This window comes from Streptococcus oralis, assembly GCF_003943825.1.
Classification (GTDB): domain Bacteria; phylum Bacillota; class Bacilli; order Lactobacillales; family Streptococcaceae; genus Streptococcus; species Streptococcus oralis_CD.
Window position 1 is genome coordinate 1 of the sequence record NZ_RJNJ01000009.1, and the last position, 16323, is coordinate 16323.

Annotated in this window: 20 protein-coding genes, 1 tRNA gene, 1 rRNA gene and 1 other RNA gene; 22 read left to right on the forward strand and 1 reads right to left on the reverse strand. The window is 41.2% G+C overall.

Features of this window, described 5'->3' with window-relative positions; translation table 11 throughout:
- Positions 1–137 precede the first annotated feature (137 nt).
- From rrf to D8863_RS08080, 12 genes are all read left to right on the forward strand, one after another.
- Positions 138–253, forward strand: a 5S ribosomal RNA gene (gene rrf, locus D8863_RS08025).
- 5 nt (positions 254–258) lie between these two features.
- Positions 259–332: transfer RNA gene (locus D8863_RS08030), tRNA-Asn, on the forward strand.
- Between the two features lie 208 nt (positions 333–540).
- A complete protein-coding gene (gene comW, locus D8863_RS11150; RefSeq protein WP_000939509.1) occupies positions 541–777 on the forward strand; it encodes a sigma(X)-activator ComW in 237 nt (78 codons plus the stop codon).
- A 241-nt stretch (positions 778–1018) separates the two neighbouring features.
- Positions 1019–2305 carry an adenylosuccinate synthase gene (locus D8863_RS08040; RefSeq protein ID WP_049478107.1) on the forward strand — a complete coding sequence of 429 codons (1287 nt, stop codon included), beginning with the start codon at positions 1019–1021 and terminating at the stop codon, positions 2303–2305.
- A 200-nt stretch (positions 2306–2505) separates the two neighbouring features.
- Entirely contained in the window at positions 2506–2973 is a 468-nt protein-coding gene (gene tadA, locus D8863_RS08045) for a tRNA adenosine(34) deaminase TadA (RefSeq protein ID WP_001110100.1), read from the forward strand.
- Positions 2974–3005: 32 nt separating this feature from the next.
- An RNA gene (ffs, locus tag D8863_RS08050) (signal recognition particle sRNA small type) lies at positions 3006–3099 on the forward strand.
- A gap of 64 nt (positions 3100–3163) precedes the next feature.
- Positions 3164–3607 carry a dUTP diphosphatase gene (locus D8863_RS08055; protein WP_000701976.1) on the forward strand — a complete coding sequence of 148 codons (444 nt, stop codon included), beginning with the start codon at positions 3164–3166 and terminating at the stop codon, positions 3605–3607.
- 9 nt (positions 3608–3616) lie between these two features.
- Positions 3617–4084 (forward strand): isochorismatase family protein, encoded by a 468-nt coding sequence (locus D8863_RS08060; RefSeq protein ID WP_000796430.1) that lies wholly within the window; start codon positions 3617–3619, stop codon positions 4082–4084.
- A 20-nt stretch (positions 4085–4104) separates the two neighbouring features.
- Complete coding sequence (gene radA / locus D8863_RS08065) at positions 4105–5442, forward strand: DNA repair protein RadA (RefSeq protein ID WP_239665328.1); 1338 nt, start codon at positions 4105–4107, stop codon at positions 5440–5442.
- 72 nt (positions 5443–5514) lie between these two features.
- Positions 5515–6009 carry a beta-class carbonic anhydrase gene (locus D8863_RS08070; RefSeq protein WP_002876632.1) on the forward strand — a complete coding sequence of 165 codons (495 nt, stop codon included), beginning with the start codon at positions 5515–5517 and terminating at the stop codon, positions 6007–6009.
- A gap of 213 nt (positions 6010–6222) precedes the next feature.
- Positions 6223–7191, forward strand: coding sequence for a ribose-phosphate diphosphokinase (locus D8863_RS08075; protein WP_000010175.1), 969 nt, complete (start codon positions 6223–6225; stop codon positions 7189–7191).
- Positions 7192–7309: 118 nt separating this feature from the next.
- Complete coding sequence (locus tag D8863_RS08080) at positions 7310–7747, forward strand: CoA-binding protein (RefSeq protein WP_049479247.1); 438 nt, start codon at positions 7310–7312, stop codon at positions 7745–7747.
- 27 nt (positions 7748–7774) lie between these two features.
- Here D8863_RS08080 and D8863_RS08085 read toward each other — a convergent pair whose 3' ends face one another.
- A complete protein-coding gene (locus D8863_RS08085; RefSeq protein WP_049519182.1) occupies positions 7775–8785 on the reverse strand; it encodes a YeiH family protein in 1011 nt (336 codons plus the stop codon).
- Positions 8786–8936: 151 nt separating this feature from the next.
- Here D8863_RS08085 and D8863_RS08090 point away from each other — a divergent pair, with 151 nt between their 5' ends.
- The 10 genes from D8863_RS08090 (at position 8937) to comA (ending at position 16314) form a co-directional block, all read left to right on the forward strand.
- Positions 8937–10106 (forward strand): pyridoxal phosphate-dependent aminotransferase, encoded by a 1170-nt coding sequence (locus D8863_RS08090; RefSeq protein ID WP_049519181.1) that lies wholly within the window; start codon positions 8937–8939, stop codon positions 10104–10106.
- The gene (gene recO / locus D8863_RS08095; protein WP_049519180.1) at positions 10103–10873 is read left to right on the forward strand and encodes a DNA repair protein RecO; all 771 of its coding nucleotides are present in this window, start codon (positions 10103–10105) and stop codon (positions 10871–10873) included. The genes D8863_RS08090 and recO overlap by 4 nt, the downstream gene beginning before the upstream one ends.
- Positions 10870–11862, forward strand: coding sequence for a phosphate acyltransferase PlsX (plsX, locus tag D8863_RS08100; RefSeq protein ID WP_049519179.1), 993 nt, complete (start codon positions 10870–10872; stop codon positions 11860–11862). Before recO ends, plsX begins: the two co-directional genes overlap by 4 nt.
- A gap of 5 nt (positions 11863–11867) precedes the next feature.
- Complete coding sequence (locus D8863_RS08105) at positions 11868–12104, forward strand: acyl carrier protein (protein WP_049519178.1); 237 nt, start codon at positions 11868–11870, stop codon at positions 12102–12104.
- A 437-nt stretch (positions 12105–12541) separates the two neighbouring features.
- Positions 12542–12685, forward strand: coding sequence for a class IIb bacteriocin, lactobin A/cerein 7B family (locus D8863_RS08110; protein ID WP_000180838.1), 144 nt, complete (start codon positions 12542–12544; stop codon positions 12683–12685).
- 17 nt (positions 12686–12702) lie between these two features.
- Positions 12703–12852, forward strand: coding sequence for a class IIb bacteriocin, lactobin A/cerein 7B family (locus D8863_RS08115; protein ID WP_001052546.1), 150 nt, complete (start codon positions 12703–12705; stop codon positions 12850–12852).
- Between the two features lie 12 nt (positions 12853–12864).
- Positions 12865–13041, forward strand: coding sequence for a hypothetical protein (locus tag D8863_RS11085; RefSeq protein WP_000793177.1), 177 nt, complete (start codon positions 12865–12867; stop codon positions 13039–13041).
- 149 nt (positions 13042–13190) lie between these two features.
- A complete protein-coding gene (locus D8863_RS11090) occupies positions 13191–13346 on the forward strand; it encodes a hypothetical protein (RefSeq protein ID WP_000661692.1) in 156 nt (51 codons plus the stop codon).
- A gap of 24 nt (positions 13347–13370) precedes the next feature.
- Complete coding sequence (locus D8863_RS11265; protein ID WP_049519177.1) at positions 13371–13583, forward strand: hypothetical protein; 213 nt, start codon at positions 13371–13373, stop codon at positions 13581–13583.
- A 577-nt stretch (positions 13584–14160) separates the two neighbouring features.
- A complete protein-coding gene (gene comA, locus D8863_RS08135; RefSeq protein WP_125441609.1) occupies positions 14161–16314 on the forward strand; it encodes a peptide cleavage/export ABC transporter ComA in 2154 nt (717 codons plus the stop codon).
- The last annotated feature ends 9 nt before the right edge of the window (positions 16315–16323 follow it).

Genomic DNA, 16323 nt, shown 5'->3' on the forward strand with positions numbered 1-16323 from the left:
GGAAGGGAAGTGTGGCGACACATGTAGCGGACTAATACTAATAGCTCGAGGACTTATCCAAAGTAACTGAGAATACGAAGTGTGAGGTTTTCTTGGTATTTGATAGATATTCAATTTTGAGTAGGTATTACTCAGAGTTAAGTGACGATAGCCTAGGAGATACACCTGTACCCATGCCGAACACAGCAGTTAAGCCCTAGAACGCCGGAAGTAGTTGGGGGTTGCCCCCTGTGAGATATGGAAGTCGCTTAGCTTTTATCCGCCATAGCTCAGTTGGTAGTAGCGCATGACTGTTAATCATGATGTCGTAGGTTCGAGTCCTACTGGCGGAGTATAAATCGAAACGTTCAACTGAGCGTTTTTTTATTTATAAATATAATGGACTGTTGAAATTTCAAATTTTAATTTTTAAATCTGTAATTACCTCTTTATTTTATTTTTAGTTCGTTTAGCTTTAAATTCTTCTTTTATAGGATTTGAAGCTTTTTTAGTTCCTTTTTTTGTTAGACTAGTGTTACTAATAAGAAAGGGAATTTTTATATGCTTCAGAAATTTTATGATCGTGCATTCGTCTTTTTGAAACTAGTTGAACAAGAATATGCCTCTTTAGGTCAGAGTTGTTCAGAGTGGGAATCACTTCATCTTCGGTTTTTACTATATTATTTAATCCGATTTAAAATAAAAAGTGATAGGGACTTTTCACTATATCACTTTAAAACAGCTTATCGTCTATATCTAGATAAATTCCTGCAAGGTGGTACCACTCTCATCCAATAGGAAGTATCTATATCATAATTACGAACGATTGTTGTAGTTATATTTTAAAAAATATAGAATTAGCTTATAATCAAAGGTTTTTATATTTAGAAATGAAAGAATTTCCAAATCTTTTCTACTGTTTCTTCTTGATAAAATAGTGTTTTTTTCTTATAATAAATTGTAAGATATAATTGCGGGTGGAATTCCTGCCATGTATATGAGAAAGGACGAGCTCCTAGTAGCTCAGACGATTTTTATTATGACTTCAGTTGTTGTTGTAGGTACCCAATGGGGTGATGAAGGTAAAGGGAAAATTACAGATTTTCTTTCAGCCAATGCGGAAGTGATTGCTCGTTACCAAGGTGGTGATAATGCAGGTCATACCATTGTTATTGATGGTAAAAAGTTTAAGTTGCACTTGATTCCATCTGGAATTTTCTTCCCTGAAAAAATTTCAGTTATTGGAAACGGTATGGTTGTAAACCCTAAATCTCTTGTGAAAGAGTTGAGCTATCTTCATGATGAAGGTGTGACAACTGATAACTTGCGTATTTCTGATCGTGCGCATGTTATTTTGCCTTACCACATTGAGTTGGATCGCTTGCAGGAAGAAGCTAAGGGTGACAATAAGATTGGTACTACAATCAAGGGAATCGGTCCAGCATATATGGATAAGGCTGCTCGTGTTGGAATTCGTATTGCGGATCTTTTGGATAAGGATATTTTCCGTGAACGTTTGGAACGCAATCTTGCGGAAAAGAATCGTTTGTTTGAAAAATTATATGATAGTACCCCTATTTCAGTTGACGATATTTTTGAAGAATACTATGAGTATGGTCAACAAATCAAGCAATACGTGACAGATACATCCGTTATCTTGAATGATGCGCTTGATAATGGCAAACGTGTGCTGTTTGAAGGTGCGCAAGGTGTTATGCTAGATATCGACCAAGGTACGTATCCATTTGTTACGTCGTCAAACCCTGTCGCTGGTGGTGTGACAATTGGGTCTGGTGTTGGCCCAAGTAAGATTGACAAGGTTGTAGGTGTTTGTAAAGCCTATACGAGTCGTGTAGGTGACGGACCTTTCCCAACTGAATTATTTGATGAAGTGGGAGATCGCATCCGTGAAGTAGGTCATGAATATGGTACAACAACTGGTCGTCCACGTCGTGTGGGTTGGTTTGACTCAGTTGTGATGCGTCACAGCCGCCGTGTATCTGGGATTACCAATCTTTCATTGAACTCTATAGATGTTTTGAGTGGTTTGGATACTGTGAAAATCTGTGTCGCCTATGATCTTGATGGTCAACGTATTGATTACTATCCTGCTAGTCTTGAGCAGTTGAAACGTTGTAAGCCAATCTACGAGGAATTGCCAGGTTGGTCAGAAGACATCACTGGAGTCCGTAATTTGGAAGACCTTCCTGAGAATGCACGTAACTATGTTCGTCGTGTAAGCGAGTTGGTTGGTGTTCGTATCTCAACTTTCTCAGTAGGACCTGGTCGTGAACAAACTAATATTTTAGAAAGTGTTTGGTCATAGGAGATTTTTAAGATTAGTTTAAGACAGGTTGGGTATACTATAGACAGTTACAAGAAGACCTCCTAACTTGTTGTAACAAATATCCTAAACTTTTCTTTTTCATAATAATCTCCCTATTAAGTCACCGCATTCGGTGGCTTTTTTTGTGTTGAGAATCATGATATAATAATAAAATCGATAAGTAGGAAAAGAGAAGAACGATGAATTATACAGTTGAAGAAAAAGAAGCCTTTATGAGAGAGGCTTTGAGAGAGGCTGAGATTGCCTTAGAACACGATGAAATTCCAATTGGTTGTGTGATTGTCAAGGATGGAGAAATCATTGGTAGGGGGCATAATGCGCGCGAGGAGTTGCAACGGGCGGTCATGCATGCAGAAATCATGGCTATAGAGAATGCGAATGTGAGTGAAGAGAGTTGGCGCCTGCTGGATTGCACGCTTTTTGTGACCATTGAGCCTTGTGTCATGTGTAGCGGGGCGATTGGGCTTGCCCGTATTCCAAACGTGGTTTACGGGGCTAAAAACCAGAAATTTGGTGCAGCTGGAAGTCTGTACGATATTTTGACAGATGAGCGTCTCAATCATCGTGTAGAGGTAGAAGCGGGAATTTTGGAAGATGATTGTGCAGCGATTATGCAGGACTTTTTCCGAAATCGACGGAAAAAATAATTTCTCTTTAAAAACCGAGGGGAATGTGGTATAATAAATAGTGGAGCAACAGTTCTGCGTGAAGCGGGTCAGGGGAGGAATCCAGCAGCCCTAAGCGATGTGAATTGTGTGCTCTTTTTTCGTGCTTTTTTCGAATAAATAAGATAAAATAGCCTAGAATAAATGATTATAGAATAGAAAAGAGAAAGATATGAAAATTCGTGGTTTTGAATTGGTTTCGAGTTTTACAGATGAAAATTTGTTACCGAAGCGAGAGACAGCCCATGCAGCTGGGTACGATTTAAAGGTTGCCGAACGAACTGTCATTGCGCCAGGTGAGATTATATTGGTCCCAACAGGAGTTAAGGCTTATATGCAACCGACAGAGGTGCTCTATCTCTATGACCGTTCTTCAAACCCTCGTAAAAAAGGCTTGGTCTTGATTAACTCTGTGGGTGTCATTGACGGAGACTATTATGGCAATCCAGGGAATGAAGGACATATCTTTGCTCAGATGAAAAATATTACTGATCAGGAAGTGGTTCTCGAAGTTGGGGAACGTGTGGTTCAGGCTGTCTTTGCTCCTTTCTTGATTGCAGATGGAGATGAGGCAGATGGCGTGCGGACTGGTGGATTTGGATCGACAGGGAAATAGAGGGATAAAATGGCAGACTATTTATTAGTTGTAGACATGCAGTCAGATTATGTTGCTGTAGGAAAAGCCTATCATGAAGAACTGACTGCAGCTGTAAATGACAAAATTGCTACTTATCCCAGCGACCGAGTTATCTATATTCTCAATCGTTTTTTCTGGGAGAGAAAAGATAGAAAGAAGAAATTTGCGACCAACTTGTTAGTTGTATCTTCTCGTATCTTTGAGAAGTGTCGGGCTTCTTGCTTTACTAATCCAGATTTAAAAGATTTTTTAGAGGGAAATGGTGCTAAGAGCATAGAGTTTATAGGGGTAGATGGCAATTTCTGTGTCAAGGCTTCCGTTTTGGCAGCTGTCAAGGAGAATTATCAGGTTTCTGTCGATTTGTCTGCTGTCGGAGTTGCCAACCAGAATAAATTTCAAAATACATTGTATAAGTGGCATTCTTTCGGAGTAACCGTAAAAGGAGAATTATTATAGCAAAGAAAAAAGCGACATTTGTGTGTCAAAATTGTGAATATAATTCACCTAAGTATCTAGGGCGTTGTCCTAACTGTGGGTCTTGGTCTTCTTTTGTAGAAGAGGTTGAGGTTGCCGAGGTCAAGAATGCACGAGTGTCCTTGACAGGTGAAAAAACCAAGCCTATGAAACTGGCTGAGGTGACTTCCATCAATGTCAATCGAACCAAGACGGAGATGGAGGAATTCAACCGTGTGCTTGGAGGCGGAGTGGTACCAGGAAGTCTCGTCCTCATCGGTGGGGATCCTGGGATTGGGAAATCAACCCTTCTCCTACAAGTTTCAACCCAGCTATCTCAAGTGGGTACGGTTCTCTATGTCAGTGGGGAGGAGTCTGCCCAGCAGATTAAACTCCGTGCAGAGCGCTTGGGGGATATTGATAGTGAGTTTTATCTCTATGCAGAGACCAATATGCAGAGCGTGAGGGCTGAGGTGGAGCGCATCCAACCAGATTTTCTCATCATCGACTCTATCCAGACGATTATGTCTCCTGAGATTTCAGGGGTGCAAGGGTCTGTGTCTCAGGTGCGTGAGGTGACCGCTGAGCTTATGCAGCTGGCTAAGACCAATAACATTGCCATCTTTATCGTAGGGCATGTGACTAAGGAAGGAACCTTGGCAGGTCCGCGTATGTTGGAGCATATGGTGGATACGGTGCTTTACTTTGAAGGGGAGCGTCACCATACCTTCCGAATCTTACGAGCGGTCAAAAACCGTTTTGGTTCCACTAATGAGATTGGCATCTTTGAGATGCAGTCGGGCGGATTGGTTGAGGTGCTCAATCCGAGTCAAGTTTTCCTAGAAGAGCGTTTGGATGGAGCCACTGGTTCATCAATCGTGGTAACTATGGAAGGGACGCGTCCGATTTTGGCGGAGGTTCAGGCTTTGGTAACACCAACCATGTTTGGAAATGCTAAACGCACAACGACAGGTCTTGATTTCAATCGTGCGAGTCTGATTATGGCTGTTTTGGAAAAACGAGCAGGGCTTCTCTTGCAAAATCAGGATGCCTATCTCAAATCTGCTGGTGGTGTCAAACTGGATGAACCTGCCATTGACTTAGCCGTTGCAGTGGCTATTGCCTCTAGTTACAAGGATCAGCCAACCAATCCTCAGGAATGTTTTGTGGGTGAACTGGGCTTGACCGGAGAAATTCGGCGCGTGAATCGTATCGAACAACGTATCAATGAAGCGGCAAAACTGGGCTTTACCAAGATTTATGTACCGAAAAATTCCTTGACAGGAATCACTCCACCCAAGGAAATTGAAGTTATTGGTGTGACGACTATTCAGGAAGTTTTGAAAAAGGTCTTTGCATAATCCGTGACAAATCCTCTTAAAAATGATAAGATAGGAGAAATATTTGATTATCAAATTTTTGAGGAGGGAATCGTGTCGTATTTTGAACAGTTTATGCAAGCCAATCAGGCTTATGTTGCCCTACATGGGCAGTTAAATCTGCCACTTAAACCCAAAACCAGAGTAGCTATCGTGACCTGTATGGACTCACGTCTACACGTTGCGCAAGCTCTAGGTTTGGCCCTTGGGGATGCTCATATCTTGCGGAATGCGGGTGGTCGAGTAACTGAGGACATGATTCGTTCACTGGTGATTTCCCAGCAACAAATGGGGACAAGAGAGATTGTGGTGCTTCACCATACAGACTGTGGAGCTCAAACCTTTCAAAATGAAAGTTTTCATGAACATTTGAAACACGAGCTCGGAGTCGATGTGTCTGATCAAGACTTTTTACCATTCCAGGATGTTGAAGAGAGTGTGAGAGAGGATATGCAATTGCTTCGAGAATCTCCACTGATTCCTGATGATGTGGTTATTTCAGGTGCTGTCTATGATGTGGATACAGGAAGTATGAGAGAAGTATACTAACTTTGTCTCGAAAAAATTTCATCCTAGCATAAAATCGATTGTTAAAATGTAGGATTTTTAGGTTTAATATAGCTAATATAAAATAGCATAAAACAAGGGTATAAATGTTTACTCTTGTTTTATTTTTGATTGAAAAATAAAGGAAAAAGCGCTACAATGGTAGATGGAAAATGTTGTGTAAAAACAAGTGATACATAAATACCGGAGGAAATCATGTCTTTTTCTGATTTAAAGCTGTTTGCCCTTTCTTCTAATAGAGAATTGGCAGAGCGTGTGGCGCAAGAAATTGGGATAGAGTTGGGGAAATCGACTGTTCGCCAATTTTCAGATGGAGAGATTCAAGTCAACATCGAAGAATCAATCCGTGGAAAACACGTCTTTATCCTACAATCAACTAGTTCACCTGTAAATGATAATTTACTTGAAATTTTGATTATGGTGGACGCATTGAAGCGTGCTAGTGCAGAATCTGTCAATGTTGTTATGCCCTACTATGGCTATGCACGTCAGGATAGAAAAGCGCGCGCGCGTGAGCCAATCACTGCAAAGCTCGTTGCAAACATGCTAGAAGTTGCTGGGGTAGATCGTTTGTTGACGATTGATTTGCACGCTGCACAGATTCAGGGATTCTTTGATATTCCTGTAGATCACTTGATGGGTGCTCCCTTGATTGCGGACTATTTTGAACGTCGTGGCATGGTTGGCTCTGACTACGTGGTTGTCAGCCCAGACCATGGTGGGGTGACTCGTGCTCGTAAATTGGCAGAGTTTTTGAAAACTCCGATTGCGATTATTGACAAACGCCGTAGTGTAGACAAGATGAATACCAGTGAAGTGATGAACATCATTGGTAAAGTAGAAGGTAAAACTTGTATCTTGATTGACGATATGATCGATACAGCTGGAACTATTTGTCATGCGGCAGATGCTCTTGCTGAAGCAGGTGCTGTTGAAGTTTATGCAAGCTGTACGCACCCAGTTCTTTCGGGACCAGCTATGGACAATATCCAAAAATCAGCTATTAAGAAATTGGTTGTTTTGGATACTATCTACCTACCAGAAGAGCGTTTGATTGATAAGATTGAACAAATTTCGATTGCTCATCTTCTGGGCGATGCTATTATTCGTATCCACGAAAAACGTCCTCTTTCTCCATTATTTAGTATCGAGAAAAAAATCTAAACTTTCACTTGAATAAACGAATTTCCTAGCAAGCTTTTTCTCTTGCTAGGAATTTTTTTGTAGTCAAAATCTGCAAGCCTTTTCAAAATATGCTATACTGAGAAAAAGGAGGATTTCTATGAGTCAAGAATTTATCAATCCAAGTGATGGTGTGATTCGTCAGTATCTGGCAACTAGCAAAACGTTAGCGGTAGTGGGCTTGTCCGATCGTGAAGAAACAACTAGCAATCGAGTGACTAAGGAAATGCAGTCTCGGGGCTATAAAATCATTCCAGTTAATCCCAAGGCTGCAGGTGGGGAAATCTTGGGAGAAAAGGCGTATGCAAGTCTAGCTGAAATCCCTTTCCCTGTAGACATCGTCAATGTATACCGACGTAGCGAGTTTTTACCAGATGTGGCGCGTGATTTTCTCAAGGCTGATGCTAAGATTTTTTGGGCACAACTGGGACTTGAAAGCCTAGAAGTGGAAGAAATCTTGCGTGCTGGAGGATGCGACGATATCGTGATGAATCGCTGCATCAAGAGAGAACACACACGCTTAATTCTTGAACAATAAAAGGTAGCCAGTGGGCTACCTTTTGTCTTAGAAGATACCAATCAATGCTTGCATGCTTAGGCTGGTAAGGATGATAGCAATCCAGCAAAGGCCTCCAAGAAGAATGGATTTCCCGCTGGATTTGACCATGGCAATCAGATTGGTTTTGAGACCGATAGCACTCATGGCCATGATAATGAAGAATTTAGAGAGTTGTTTGAGAGGGGTGAAGAAGCTACTAGACACGCCGAGAGAGGTGAGAAGAGTCGTTAAGAGAGAGGCCAGGATAAAATAAAGGATAAAAAGTGGGAAGACTTTTTTTAGTTGGAAATCTTGGCTGTTTTTTTGCTGGCGACTTTGCCAGTAGGAGAGAAAGAGAGTGATGGGGATAATAGCCAGAGTTCGTGTGAGTTTCACAATGGTTGCAGATTCAAGGGTATTGGTCTGATAAAGACTGTCCCAGGAGCTGGCGGTAGCCGTTACAGAAGAAGTATCATTGACCGCAGTTCCTGCAAAGAGGGCGAAGCCATCATTGGATAAGTGAAGCCAGGTTCCTAGAGTTGGAAAGATAAGTGCTGCTAAGACATTGAAGAAAAAGATAACGGAGATGGCTTGGGCAACTTCTTTTTCCTTGGCATGGATAACGGGTGCTGTCGCAGCAATGGCAGAGCCACCGCAGATAGAAGAACCCACTCCAATCAAGGTAGCCAGTTTTGTGTCTAGCGCAAAGAAACGCTGGAAGAGGTAGGCAACGATTAAGGAAATCGAAATGGTGGAAAGGATGACAGGGAGTGAAGTTTGTCCAACTGCGAAGACTTGCGAGATATTGAGACCAAAACCGAGTAAGATAACGGCATACTGGAGCAATTTTTTGGAACTAAAGGTCAAACCTGCATCTAGTTGTTTGTAGGGTGAGAGCCAGGGGTGGAGGAGCATTCCAGCAAAAATTGCAAAGACAGGTGCACCCACAACGGGGAAAAATCCTCCCAGAAACCAAGATACGATAGAAATGAGAAGGCAGGCTAAGATTCCTGCTCCATTTTTTGATAAAAATGACATATAAACCTCCGAAAATAAGCACTTATTATTATAGTCCTGTTGAGAAGAAAAGTAAAACAGAAAGTGAAAAATGCGGGGTTCAGATGGATTTTGCGGTCAGGGAGCTTTTGTAGTATAATAGTACTATGTTCTGTAAGCAAGGGGGATATCTATGGACTTAACCAAACGCTTTAATAAACAGTTAGACAAGATTCAAGTTTCCTTGATTCGCCAGTTTGATCAGGCTATTTCGGAGATTCCTGGGGTCTTGCGTTTGACCTTGGGGGAACCTGATTTTACAACGCCAGATCATATCAAGGAGGCAGCCAAGCGAGCCATTGACCAGAACCAATCCTACTATACAGGGATGAGCGGTTTACTGACCTTGCGCCAGGCTGCTAGCGACTTTGTAAAAGAAAAATACCAGCTAGATTATAATCCTGAAAATGAAATTTTGGTTACAATTGGGGCGACAGAGGCTTTATCTGCTACTTTGACGGCTATTTTGGAAGAGGGGGACAAGGTGCTCTTGCCAGCTCCTGCCTACCCAGGATATGAGCCGATTGTCAATCTAGTTGGGGCAGAGATTGTCGAGATTGATACAACTGAAAATGGTTTTGTCTTGACTCCTGAGATGTTGGAAAAGGCCATTTTGGAGCAAGGGGACAAGCTCAAAGCAGTTATTCTCAACTATCCAGCCAATCCGACAGGTATTACCTATAGTCGGGAGCAGTTGGAAGCCTTGGCAGACGTTTTACGCAAGTATGAGATTTTTGTTGTCTGTGATGAGGTTTACTCAGAATTAACCTATACAGGGGAAAATCATGTATCATTGGGAACTATGCTGAGAGACCAGGCTATTATTATCAATGGTTTATCTAAATCGCATGCTATGACTGGTTGGCGTTTAGGCTTTATCTTTGCTCCTGCGTCTTTCACAGCTCAGTTAATCAAGAGTCACCAGTATTTGGTTACTGCTGCAAATACTATGGCTCAGCATGCTGCGGTGGAGGCTTTGACCGCTGGTAAAAACGACGCAGAGCCTATGAAAAAGGAATACATCCAGCGTCGAGATTATATCATCGAAAAGATGACTGCTCTTGGTTTTGAGATTATCAAACCAGATGGGGCCTTCTATATCTTTGCTAAGATTCCAGCGGGCTACAATCAAGACTCCTTTGCTTTTCTGAAGGATTTTGCCTATAAGAAGGCTGTTGCCTTTATCCCTGGTGCAGCCTTTGGACGTTACGGAGAAGGCTATGTGCGTCTGTCTTATGCAGCCAGCATGGAAACGATCAGAAAGGCCATGAAACGACTTGAGGAGTACATGAGAGAAGCATGATTCAGTCTATCACGAGTCAAGGTCTCGTACTCTACAATCGTAACTTTCGTGAGGATGACAAGCTAGTCAAAATTTTTACCGAGCAGGCGGGCAAGCGCATGTTTTTCGTTAAACACGCTGGCCAGTCCAAACTAGCTCCAGTTATTCAGCCCTTGGTGTTGGCACGATTTCTCTTGCGCATCAATGATGATGGGCTTAGCTACATCGAGGACTACCATGAGGTGATGACCTTCCCCAAGATTAATAGTGATCTCTTTGTCATGGCCTATGCAACCTATGTGGCTGCTCTTGCAGATGCTAGTTTGCAGGATAATCAGCAGGATGCTCCCTTGTTTGCTTTCTTGAGGAAGACTCTGGAGTTGATGGAAGCAGGGATAGATTATCAGGTTTTAACCAATATTTTTGAAATTCAAATCTTGACCCGATTTGGAATCAGCCTTAATTTTAATGAGTGTGTCTTTTGCCATCGGGTGAATCAGGCCTTTGACTTTTCTTTCAAATATGGAGCCTGCCTCTGTCCAGAGCATTATCATGAGGATGAGAGACGTTGCCATCTCAATCCCAATATCCCTTATCTGCTCAATCAATTTCAAGCCATTGATTTTGAAACCTTGGAGACCATTTCGCTTAAGGCAGAAATCAAACAAGACTTGCGCAAGTTTATGGATCAACTCTACGAAGAGTATGTTGGGATTCACCTAAAATCAAAGAAATTTATTGATTCCCTAGCAGACTGGGGACAATTACTAAAAGAGGAAGACAAATGAAAAAAATTGCAGTAGATGCTATGGGGGGCGATTACGCACCTCAAGCCATCGTTGAGGGTGTCAACCAAGCCCTTGCTGACTTTTCAGATATTGAGATTCAACTCTACGGAGATGAAAGTAAGATTAAGCAATATCTAACGGCGACAGAGCGTGTCAGCGTTATTCATACGGATGAGAAAATCAACTCAGACGATGAGCCGACAAAAGCTATCCGTAAGAAGAAAAATGCCAGCATGGTATTGGCAGCTAAGGCTGTTAAAGAGGGAGAAGCAGACGCTGTCCTCTCTGCTGGTAACACAGGTGCCTTGTTGGCTGCAGGATTCTTCATTGTGGGTCGTATCAAAAATATCGATCGTCCAGGACTCATGTCTACCTTGCCGACCATTGATGGAAAAGGGTTTGATATGCTAGACCTTGGAGCCAATGCGGAAAATACAGCCCATCATCTGCACCAATACGCTGTTTTGGGTTCCTTCTATGCGAAAAATGTTCGTGGGATTTCGAAACCACGTGTTGGTTTGCTCAACAATGGAACAGAAAGCAGCAAGGGAGATCCGCTTCGTAAGGAAACATACGACTTGCTAGTAGCTGATCAAAGTTTGAACTTTGTCGGAAACGTGGAAGCGCGTGATCTGATGAATGGCGTTGCGGATGTTGTCGTAACAGATGGTTTCACGGGAAACGCTGTTCTAAAATCCATCGAAGGTACAGCTTTGGGAATCATGGGCTTACTTAAAAATGCTATTACGGGTGGTGGCCTTCGAGCGAAGCTAGGTGCTCTACTTCTTAAGGATAGTCTTAAGGGGTTGAAGACACAGCTCAACTATTCAGATGTTGGAGGAGCAGTCTTGTTTGGCGTCAAGGCGCCAGTTGTAAAAACTCATGGCTCAAGTGATGCCAATGCTGTGTACAGTACGATTCGTCAGATTCGTACCATGCTAGAAACAGACGTAGTTGCTCAGACTGCGCGTGAATTTTCAGGAGAATAAAAAAGATGACAGAAAAAGAAATTTTTGACCGTATCGTGAACATTATCCAAGAGAGACAGGGAGAAGACTTTGCCGTAACAGAAGCCTTAAGTTTGAAAGACGATCTAGATGCGGACTCAGTGGATTTGATGGAGTTTGTCTTGACACTAGAAGATGAATTTGGTATCGAAATCACTGATGAGGAAATCGATCAACTTCAAAGTGTAGCGGATGTAGTAGCGATTATTAAAGATAAAAAATAGGAAAAAGCAACATGCAAGTCATGTTGTTTTTTATTTGCGAAAAAAGAGAAACTTTTAGTAGAAATTGCGAATGAAGAGATGAGAAAGAAAAAGGAGGAACATTTATGTATGTGACTGGTTTTTATCTGTGGTTCATTAAGTGGTTTTTAAAATAAAAATGAATGAATTGTTTATTTTCGAATTGTTTTTCGAATAAATAGGTAAGGAAAAAGGGAAGGAGATTACGCGATGTATTTACCAATCTTATTGCCATGGTTGATCAAATGGTATTTAAAATAAATGAAATTTACCTGTTCATTTTAAATTACTTCTCGAATAGATAAGTGAGAAGAAAAGGAAGGAGAGAAGAAAATGATTTCAGTAATTTACCCAATCTGGCTATTTAAGTGGCTTAGAGGTTAAAGATTAAATATATAGAAAAAATAAGGAGAAAACAAATGACAAATTTTGACAACATGGAACAGAACTTTGTAGCTCTTACAGAAGAAGAGTTGACGGATGTGAATGGGGGGTCGGTTACCGCTGTAGTTGTAGGAGGTGTCTTACTAATTGGTGGTATTGCTTGGGGCTATTTTATGTAATAATAAGGAGAGAAAAAATGAATTTAAATAAATGGACAGAATTGACAGAAGAAGAATTGATGAATACAGAAGGTGGCTTAATTACCATAGCCATGATTGCTGGAGGAGTAGCAATTTTCCTTGGTGGTCGATTAATTGGTCAAGATTTAAAACGTAAATTTGGATAAAAGTAGACTTGTATGAAAAATCTAAAAAATGTAATGGGAGCAGTTCTAATTATTTTTGGAGTGCTTTGCATATTGGGAGATTTAAATGTAATCACCTTTAATGTTGAAAAATATTTCCAAACAGAATTAGTTGTTCCGATCCTTATTTTGATGATGAGTTACTTGGATTTAGCTAAAGACAAGGTTTAAAGAGAACTATTTTTAGTGTATGGCAACTGCTATTGAATAGTCATCTTTTAGTTATTATCAATGAAATAAGAACTAATTTAGGAATAGTAGGGATTTTGGTTGGAGTAGCTATTGGATTAGCCAGTATTATTTAAAAAGGAGAGAGAAAAATGAAAGAAATGGATAAAAAATTTGATATTATGACAGAAGAAGATTTGGCTCTTACTGAAGGAGGCTTCATTGTCACTACTTCCACAGCAATAGCTTGGGGTGTATTAGGAGTAGCTGCTTATATGTATGGGCGTTATCTAGGAAGTAGACGTTAATCTAAATATAGAAGGAAATTAACTATGAATTGTAACCTAAATCTCAATACATTGTTACCTAAGCTAGCCACTATACTTCCTTTGTTAGGAATAGGTCTTAATCTTACGCTTCATCTAATTCGTACGGGTTCGCTAGTATCTTTTGATTGGCAATGGAGTTTAATAGGTTTGATTGCTGCAGGCTATTTTGGTATTTTTTGTAAGGATTCGAAGAAAAATAATCAAAACTATAAATGATGAATCTGAATGGAAAGGATTTTGTGCATGTAAATGGCGGAGTTTTTCCACCTTGTTTTATCCAGAAACCTATCCAATTCTGCTTGGCCTGTTTTATGTAGGATACAAGTACAAAACAAAAGAAAGTACGATTGGAAATTGATGAACCATCAGATCGGAGTTTGAGATGAAAGTTGTTCAATTACTAGGAAAAGCTTGGCCAGAGTTTATTGTATTGTTTAGCTCTATAGCTTATCTAATGATTAGAATTGTGGCTAATATAAACAAAATAAATCTACCTACGTAGTTTGAATATTTTGATCTACCTAAGATTTCATCATTCTTGATGACATTTAGCTCACTTTATAGAAATATCATTTCAGAATAGTTTATTTCTGGGCATTCATTTTTTAACGGTTACTTTAAGCAGGCAGAACTTTTGTTCTGCTTTTTACATTTAAATGATGGTTTATGCTTTTGAAAGTGCGTTTTAGATGCAAAAATGGTTTATTTGGGAATATTTTCCTGTTTTTATCCTTATTTGGTTAAAATAATCTTACAAAGTTTTTAAGAGATTATTAGAAAAAAGGAGATGGATATGAAATTTGGGAAAAGGTACTATCGTCCCCAAGTGGATCAGATGGATTGTGGCGTGGCTTCCTTGGCCATGGTATTTGGCTACTATGGTAGTTATTACTCCTTAGCTCATCTACGAGAATTAGCTAAGACGACCATGGATGGAACAACGGCTTTGGGACTTGTAAAGGTGGCAGAGGAGATTGGTTTTGAAACGCGAGCTATCAAGGCGGATATGATGCTCTTTGATCTGCCAGATTTGACCTTTCCTTTTGTGGCTCATGTGCTCAAGGAAGGGAAATTGCTCCACTACTATGTGGTGATAGGTCAGGATAAAAAGCACATTCATATCGCTGATCCAGATCCTGGTATCAAGCTGACTAAGATTTCCCGTGAGCGATTTGCGCAAGAATGGACAGGAGTCAGTCTCTTTATGGCTCCGTCTCCAGACTATAAACCCCATAAGGAGAAAAAACAGGGGCTCCTATCCTTCTTGCCAATCTTACTCAAACAGCGTGGCTTGATTGCTAATATCGTTTTGGCAACACTCTTGGTAACCTTGATCAATATCGTGGGCTCCTACTATCTTCAGTCCATCATTGATAGTTACGTGCCAGACCAGATGCGCTCGACGCTGGGTATTATCTCAATGGGACTAGTCATCGTCTATATTCTCCAGCAGATTTTGTCCTATGCGCAGGAATACCTCTTACTTGTTCTGGGTCAACGGTTGTCCATCGATGTGATTTTGTCCTACATCAAGCATGTTTTTCACCTGCCGATGTCCTTTTTTGCGACACGCAGGACAGGGGAAATCGTGTCTCGTTTTACAGATGCCAATAGTATCATCGATGCGTTGGCGTCGACCATTCTGTCGATTTTCCTAGATGTGTCGACGATTTTGATTATCTCGCTTGTCCTGTTTTCACAAAATATGACGCTCTTTTTCATTAGTCTACTTGCGCTTCCTATCTATACAGTGATTATCTTTGCCTTTATGAAGCCTTTTGAAAAGATGAATCGGGATACCATGGAAGCTAATGCGGTTCTGTCTTCTTCTATCATCGAGGATATCAACGGCATTGAGACCATTAAATCTTTGACCAGTGAAAGTTCGCGCTATCAAAAGATTGACAAGGAATTTGTGGCTTATCTGAAAAAATCCTTTACCTATAGTCGGGCAGAAAGCCAGCAAAAGGCTCTGAAAAAAGTTGCCCAGCTCCTGCTCAATATTGCCGTTCTCTGGCTGGGAGCTATTCTTGTCATGGATGGGAAAATGAGTTTGGGCCAGCTGATTACCTATAATACTTTGCTCGTTTACTTTACCAATCCTTTGGAAAATATCATTAACCTACAAACCAAACTTCAGACAGCGCAGGTTGCCAATAATCGCTTAAATGAGGTTTATCTAGTAGCTTCGGAGTTTGAGGAGAAGAAAACGGTAGAAGATTTGAGCATGATGAAAGGGGATATGACCTTTAAACAGGTTCACTACAAGTATGGCTATGGTCGTGACGTCTTGTCGGATATCAATTTGACCATTCCCCAAGGCTCTAAGGTGGCTTTTGTGGGGATTTCGGGGTCAGGTAAGACCACCTTAGCCAAGATGATGGTTAATTTTTACGATCCAAGTCAGGGAGAGATTAGTCTGGGTGGTGTCAATCTCAATCAGATTGATAAAAAGGCCTTGCGCCAGTATATCAACTATTTGCCTCAACAGCCCTATGTCTTTAACGGAACGATTTTGGACAATCTTCTTTTGGGAGCCAAGGAGGGGACGACTCAGGAGGATATCTTACGGGCGGTGGAGTTGGCAGAGATTCGGGAGGATATTGAGCGCATGCCCCTGAATTACCAGACAGAATTGACTTCGGATGGGGCAGGGATTTCAGGTGGTCAACGTCAGAGAATCGCTCTGGCGCGTGCTCTCTTGACAGATGCGCCTGTCTTGATTTTGGACGAGGCGACTAGCAGTTTGGATATTTTGACAGAGAAGCGGATTGTCGATAATCTCATGGCTTTAGACAAGACCTTGATTTTCATTGCCCATCGCTTGACCATCGCTGAGCGGACAGAAAAGGTTGTTGTTTTGGAGCAGGGCAAGATTGTCGAAGAGGGTAACCATGCAGACTTGCTTGCACAGGATGGCTTTTACACCCATTTGGTGAATAGCTAGAAAGAGGAG